General features: G+C 56.9%; 6 protein-coding genes and 1 pseudogene. 6 read left to right on the top strand and 1 reads right to left on the bottom strand.

What is annotated here, in order from left to right; translation table 11 throughout:
* Positions 1 to 422 precede the first annotated feature (422 nt).
* The 6 genes from AC0L3P_RS38985 (at position 423) to AC0L3P_RS39010 (ending at position 4,880) form a co-directional block, all read left to right on the top strand.
* Positions 423 to 1,061: a hypothetical protein gene (locus tag AC0L3P_RS38985; protein WP_473309306.1), complete on the top strand. Its 639-nt coding sequence runs from the start codon at positions 423 to 425 to the stop codon at positions 1,059 to 1,061.
* Positions 1,058 to 2,044, top strand: a complete 987-nt coding sequence (locus tag AC0L3P_RS38990; protein ID WP_473309307.1) for a FliM/FliN family flagellar motor switch protein — start codon at positions 1,058 to 1,060, stop codon at positions 2,042 to 2,044. Before AC0L3P_RS38985 ends, AC0L3P_RS38990 begins: the two co-directional genes overlap by 4 nt.
* A complete protein-coding gene (sctR, locus tag AC0L3P_RS38995; protein WP_473309308.1) occupies positions 2,041 to 2,700 on the top strand; it encodes a type III secretion system export apparatus subunit SctR in 660 nt (219 codons plus the stop codon). Before AC0L3P_RS38990 ends, sctR begins: the two co-directional genes overlap by 4 nt.
* Positions 2,700 to 2,960, top strand: a complete 261-nt coding sequence (gene sctS / locus AC0L3P_RS39000; RefSeq protein WP_473309309.1) for a type III secretion system export apparatus subunit SctS — start codon at positions 2,700 to 2,702, stop codon at positions 2,958 to 2,960. The genes sctR and sctS overlap by 1 nt, the downstream gene beginning before the upstream one ends.
* 77 nt (positions 2,961 to 3,037) lie before the next feature.
* Positions 3,038 to 3,826: a type III secretion system export apparatus subunit SctT gene (sctT, locus tag AC0L3P_RS39005; RefSeq protein WP_473309311.1), complete on the top strand. Its 789-nt coding sequence runs from the start codon at positions 3,038 to 3,040 to the stop codon at positions 3,824 to 3,826.
* 4 nt (positions 3,827 to 3,830) lie between these two features.
* Positions 3,831 to 4,880 carry an EscU/YscU/HrcU family type III secretion system export apparatus switch protein gene (locus AC0L3P_RS39010; protein ID WP_473309313.1) on the top strand — a complete coding sequence of 350 codons (1,050 nt, stop codon included), beginning with the start codon at positions 3,831 to 3,833 and terminating at the stop codon, positions 4,878 to 4,880.
* Positions 4,881 to 5,558: 678 nt separating this feature from the next.
* Here AC0L3P_RS39010 and AC0L3P_RS39015 read toward each other — a convergent pair.
* Positions 5,559 to 6,239: pseudogene (locus AC0L3P_RS39015) on the bottom strand (IS66 family transposase); the annotation flags it as partial.

Raw genomic sequence — 6,239 nt, forward strand, 5'->3', positions numbered from 1 at the left:
TCAGCACCCCGAGCCTACCGGCTCAAGGGGGGCAACGCCGACCTCTTCAGAAATTCAACAGAACCCGGGACATCCCCAAAATGGCGGGAGTAAGAGACATAACATCCCCAACTGGGCCAATATCGAAATCGTATTTGCCTCTGATCTACCCTGGGCTACATTCTAGCGGAGAGTTCTTCAGAGGCCGTCTGCCTCTTGCTCGATACGCGTCGTTCCGTTCCAGTAGGTAGTCTGGGCAATATGATGTCTGACGATTCTGCAAGCTATCAACGGCTCTGCTGTTTTAGTTCCTTTGCTCGCCGTGTTCACGAATGAGGCGCCCTCGCGACGGTGTCGAGATCCGTGTAATCAGGTGGCCTACTTCTATTTAACTCAGTGGAGGTCGTTCGGTGCCAAGGCTTGCACTACCACGATGTGCTGCGATGTCGGCCGTCGGGATACGTGACCGTTTCGCCTCGTCATCGGGGCTGCCAGCGGTGCCGCAGCACGCAACTTTCAGGGATAGGGCGCTTTTCTCGCAAATGTTGGAACAAGCGACTGAAGATGCTGAGTCAACCCAGGACGCGCCCGGCCCCGAGCATTTTGGCAATCATCAAACTGATGTAGTAGCAAGCGCGGAAGCCATCTCCGCTTTCTTACTGGCCGCCTCACGGGCCGGTGGCATGCTCGATCCTGCAGAGTGTCCGGCAGCGAAAGAGGCGTCACGATCAACCGATCTCGCCAAGTTGGTGGAGACGATAGCTGAGCGCATTCGGATGGGCCAAGACCATGTCGGCAACGCCGTGTTGCAGATTGTGCTTGATCGCGATCCGTTCGGCAGCGCGCGTGTGACCATCAGCTGCCAGGATGATACCCTGAACGTTTCAATCGAATCTGAGCGTCTTTGGCCCATCCTGCAGCTAGAAGGCCGTGCATTCGCGCGCGACTTGTCCAATCGGCTCGGCATGCGGATCATGATGACAGTTGTTGCGCGCAGCTCAACTTCGGACGAACGAGACAGTGACCGGCGATCTCGCGGGTTGCAGCAACCATTGCATTATGAAGCTGAGAAGGGGGCGTGATCGATCTTCCCTGCTATGGCCCTGATGAGGCTGGCGCCGTTTCCCGTCTTGCCACCCATCTGCCAGTGCCTTTCAGCCTCAAGGGTATCGATGTGGAAGCTGTCATCTGCGGTTCGGCACTGCCCGCGGTTCCGGCGGAATACTGCCGGGCGGTGATGCGCCTCGGCGGTCACAACATTCGCGTCGCAGTCGACCCGACGCTCCTTCCGTCAATGGCGGTGAAACGCTGGCCAGAAGTCACTGCGCTGCCTCTGCACGATGGCCTGCGGGAAATACTATTGGAAATTGCCTTCCGAGAGCTAGCCGTCCAGGTGGAACAATGGTGTGGTTACCGGCCGATCTGTTCCCCGTCCTCGATTACCCAAGCGTCGCCGTACGCATTTAAGATCCAGCGGTTGCACTGCCCCAACGACCTCGTCGGCCTGGTGGAATTCGATGCTAGCGGACTGCAATGGATCGCCAACTGCTGCTCTGCACTGCCAGTCCTGCGCGCGGAGCTCGATGACCTGCCCCTTTCTTTAGATCTGCTAATCGCGCGCATCAGCCTTGTTTTGGTTGATATGCAACAAATCGCTTCAGGTGACGTAATCCTGCTGGACAACTCCCCGGTTGCCCGTGACGGCGCCATCACTGTTCTTCTATCCATATCTAGCAGTTCTCGCCTTCGCGGCTCGATCGTGAATGGCCGCCTAACGATCCTTGCAGCAGCAGATGGCACAATGGATAGACCAGACCAGCTTCCACCGGAAACCTTCGACGATATCAATCTGGCAGTTGATGTGGATGTTGGCCGCCTGACAATGCCGCTCAGGCAACTTCGCGAGCTGGCCTTGGGGCAGGTGCTAGATCTTGGTTTTGATGCCACTAGCAAGGTTAGTTTGCGCGTCAATGGCCAAGTCGTTGCGACCGGTGAACTGGTGCGCATCGCCGAGCGGACAGGCGTGCGCGTGATGGACATGCGACTGCCACGAGCAGAGCGATGACCGGGTTGCCGGATCCCAGTACGCTGATAATCCTGATCGGCGCTATCGCACTCGTCCCTTTCATTGCCATTACTGTAACCTCTTACGTGAAACTCATAGTAGTATTTGGGCTGGTTCGGAATGCGCTCGGGCTGCAGAACATTCCACCGAATATGGCCCTGAATGCGATGGCTATCCTGCTCTCGGTCTACATCATGCAGCCAGTGGCCAAGAGCGCGTACCAAGCAGCGCAAGACAGGCCGATTAGATCCGACAATCTCGGGGAATTACTCGAGACGATAGCGCTAGCTGCTGAACCAGTTCGTCACTTCCTCATGAAGAACACGTCGCAGCAGGAACGACAATTTTTTATGGATACAACTCGGGAATTGTGGAACAAGGAGGACGCCGATGCGATAACCGGCAGCGAGTACTTGATTCTGGTCCCGGCTTTCTTGACGTCTGAATTGGAAGAGGCATTCAAGATAGGCTTCTTGTTGTTCCTGCCCTTCATAGTTGTCGATCTGGTGATTTCTAACATCCTTTTAGCAATGGGCATGATGATGGTTTCGCCCATGACAATCTCCCTACCATTCAAGCTGTTCTTGTTCGTTACCGTGAACGGGTGGCAGCGCCTAATTCATGGCCTCACCTTGTCCTATGCGGGGCAATCGTAATGAATACTGCCACTCTCATCAACATTGCCGTGGGCGCGCTCAAACTGACACTCGTTCTGTCGATGCCCACGGTCCTAGTTGCTACGGCGGTCGGGCTGACCGTCAGCGTTCTGCAGGCCCTGACCCAAGTTCATGAGCAGACACTTTCTTTCGCGGTGAAGCTGCTGTGCGTGAGCCTGGTATTGGTCGCCACCGCCGACTGGTTCGAGGAGCTTAACCAGTATGCGATGAACCTCTTCGACAAGATCGGCCGGATGTAAGTTCAAGACTAGATCGTGGGTCACCTACGAAGCGATTGCTACGAGCCCCAGCTCCATCATCTCTACTGAACCACTGCATGTCACCATTTGATACGGCTCAGTTTCATACTTATCTCGCCATTCTTGCGCTCGCAATGGCGCGCGTGACGGGCATGATGCTGGTTGCGCCCATTCTGGGAGGCGGCATGATGACGAGAATGGCGCGCAATGGTGTCACCATGGCATTGGCGCTCCCGGTAATTGTCCTTGCTTGGGGAACTAAGCCTGCGAACCTCGATATCACGCACCCCATCTCGATCGTAGGCCTGGGGCTCAAGGAGCTTTTGCTCGGCTTCGTACTGGGTATGCCAGTTGCGGTGCCTATGTGGGGTATTGAGGCTGCCGGCACTTTCATAGACAGCCACAGGGGCGCCACGATGGCAAGCCTTTTAAATCCATCAAGTGCCAACCAGGTCTCGCCTCTTGGGAGCTTCCTGGCCCAGCTTTATGCCACCTGGCTATTCGTCACCGGCGGCTTCTCCATAGTGTTGGAAACGCTCTATCACTCGTATGACATCTGGCCTCTGTGGAGCTTTTATCCTGCTTTTGGTCCGGCATTCGTCACAGAGGCTCTGCGTCTCTCAGACCTGGTGATGCTGCTGACATTAATTCTCGCCGGTCCAGCGATCGTTGCCATGTTCCTCACCGAATTGGGGGTGGCGCTGATCAGCCGGTTCGCGCCGCAACTGCAGGTCTTCTTTGTCGCGATGTCGGTCAAGAGCGCAGTCGGTCTTCTGCTGCTGATTCTTTCGCTGCCGATTATCTTGCGCAACGCCGATAAGCACATGCCGTCGCCCGTCGTGATGCTTCAGGGCATCGCCGAGTGAGGCCATGAGCGATAGAAAGACTGAAAACCCAACCCCCAAGAGGTTGCGGGACCTGCAAAAGAAGGGGGAGATCCCGCAGAGTAAGGAAGTCGTATCCGCTGCGGTAACCATTGGGTTCTTCGCCCTCTTTGTCGCTTGGCTACCGGGCGGAATAGACCGACTTCAGGCAACCATACTGTTGCCTGCCTCTTTTCTGAAAGAGGACTTCCTAAGCGTCACCCGACAGCTCCTCAAATATTACATCGGCGAAGTACAACGTCTGATCGGGCCATTCCTTGGCGTCGTCCTGATCATCAGTGTGGGTGCCCACCTCCTGCAGAGAGGAGTGATCTTTGCGCCGGGGGCAGCTGCGCCGTCGCTCAAAAAGCTCAGCCCAAGTGAGAACATGAAAAGGATATGCTCACTGCATAATATTGCCGACCTCGGTAGGTCGATTGGAAAAATGCTGATCCTGGGCCTAGTTTTGATGGTTGTGCTGCGCGAGGGTGTACATGCGCTGGTATCGGCGCCGGGCTGCGGAATCTCGTGCCTGAGCGCGGTGACAGGCAACATGCTATTCTACATCGCCAATTACGTGGGCGCTAGCTATCTGGTCCTGGCAATTGCGGACTTCGCATTGCAGCGATGGCAGTTCATCAAGAAAACAAAGATGTCGCTGAACGAGGCGAAACGAGATTTTAAGGAAAATGAAGGCGACCCTCTGATCAAAGGCCGACGCAGACAAATTCGCTCGCAATTGTTAGCGGACAGTCAGGTGCGTCGAGCGACGGTTTTGATCACCAATCCCACGCATATTGCAGTGGCGATTTATTATGATCGGCAGCAGTCTCACCTACCAGTGGTTGATGCGATTGGTACCGATCTCATCGCGCAAGGGATGGTAGATGCCGCCACCGCTGCCGGGGTGCCGGTGATGCGAAATGTTCCACTAGCCCGCGCGCTGCTAGCGGATGGCTTCGTGGATGCGTGTATTCCTTCGCACCTAGTTCAACCTCTCGCGGCAGTTCTGCGAGGACTAGGAAAGCTGGCGACGGAAGCAGCCTTTCACGAGTAATCTCTGTCGTATATTGTTGGATTTCATCAGCGACTTGCTGCAGCTACACTGCCTCGATCATGGTGCAAAGGCGGTCTAGTCATCCTCGGTTCAACCAGAAGGACGTTTCAGCCGCGGCCGTTCCACGTACGAGTCAGAGCCAAATTTTCAAACGATTGACGTGTTGTCTCAATCGGCGCTTCGATTGCGGATAGATGTCAATTCTGTTTTTCAAGCAAGCCGTCAAGACGGTAGCGCTCGGTCCATCGGAGCGGGTCGGCGTTGCGCAAACGGGGCGAGCGCGGCTGGTAGATCTATCGTCAGCTCATAAGAGTAGGCCGATAGCTGTCACCTTAATGCGAACTGTTGCCCGTAGCGCGCATGGTTCTTTCGGAGGGGGATGATGCCAGATGGGGTGTCTCATCGCTTGCAGCTTGCAGCGGGGTGCGGCTGAGCCGCCACCAGCCGATTGACCGAGGTCACCACGATCATCCTCCCGGCGGGACATCGGGTAGTGTGCAGGAGGTTCTGCAAAAGCTGAGTGCGGATTCCGACGAAGCCGGTCATGCATTCCAATTCGAAGCCGGCCGGGGATTCCGATCTGAAGCCGGCCACCCGTGGCGTACGCATACGACGAAGGCCGCCTGGTTGGCGCATGCGCGCGAACACAGCGAGAGCTATGATGGCGTTTGGTGAAGGTCAGGCAGCCTGCTGATCGGCGGCCTTGTCGACCTGACGCAGGAGCTTCCATTCCCAGGGCAGCAGCTCGTGCAGACGCGATGCGGGATGATCGGCGATACGGGCCAAGACGTCGGCGAGCCAAGCCTTTGGATCGAGGTCGTTGAGGCGACAGGCGACAGGTCGTGATCATCGTCAGCATGATGGCGGCACGGTCGGCACCACGCTCGCTACCGGCGAAGGTCCAGTTCCGCCTTCCCAATGCGATGCCTCTCAGGGCGCGCTCAGCGCAATTATTGGTCAAGCAGATCCTGCCATCGTCGAGGAACCCTGTGGCCTTTCCCGGGCGTTCTTCTCGATGTCGGCCAGCTCGAAGAAGCCCCTCCGCGCATGGGCGAAGCAAAACGCCGGCGTAATCGGCAGCACCTTCTTCTGCGGATCGAACAGCGGCTCGAAGCCGTTGTAGCAATCGGCTTGCAGGATACCGGCGAAGGCGGCCAGATGCTTCTGGGGATGCTCGCCTCGACGGTCGCTCGAGGCGTAATAGATCGCGGCCGGTGGCGCTGGCCCGGCGAAGGGCCGGTCATCCCGCACATATGTCCAGATCCGACCGGTCTTGCACTTGCCCTTCGCCAGGATGCGGATGGTGGTGTCGTCGCCATGCAGGCGCTCGGCAGCAAGCACATGGCGCTCGATCAAGTG

Source organism: Bradyrhizobium sp. WSM4874 (assembly GCF_055811835.1).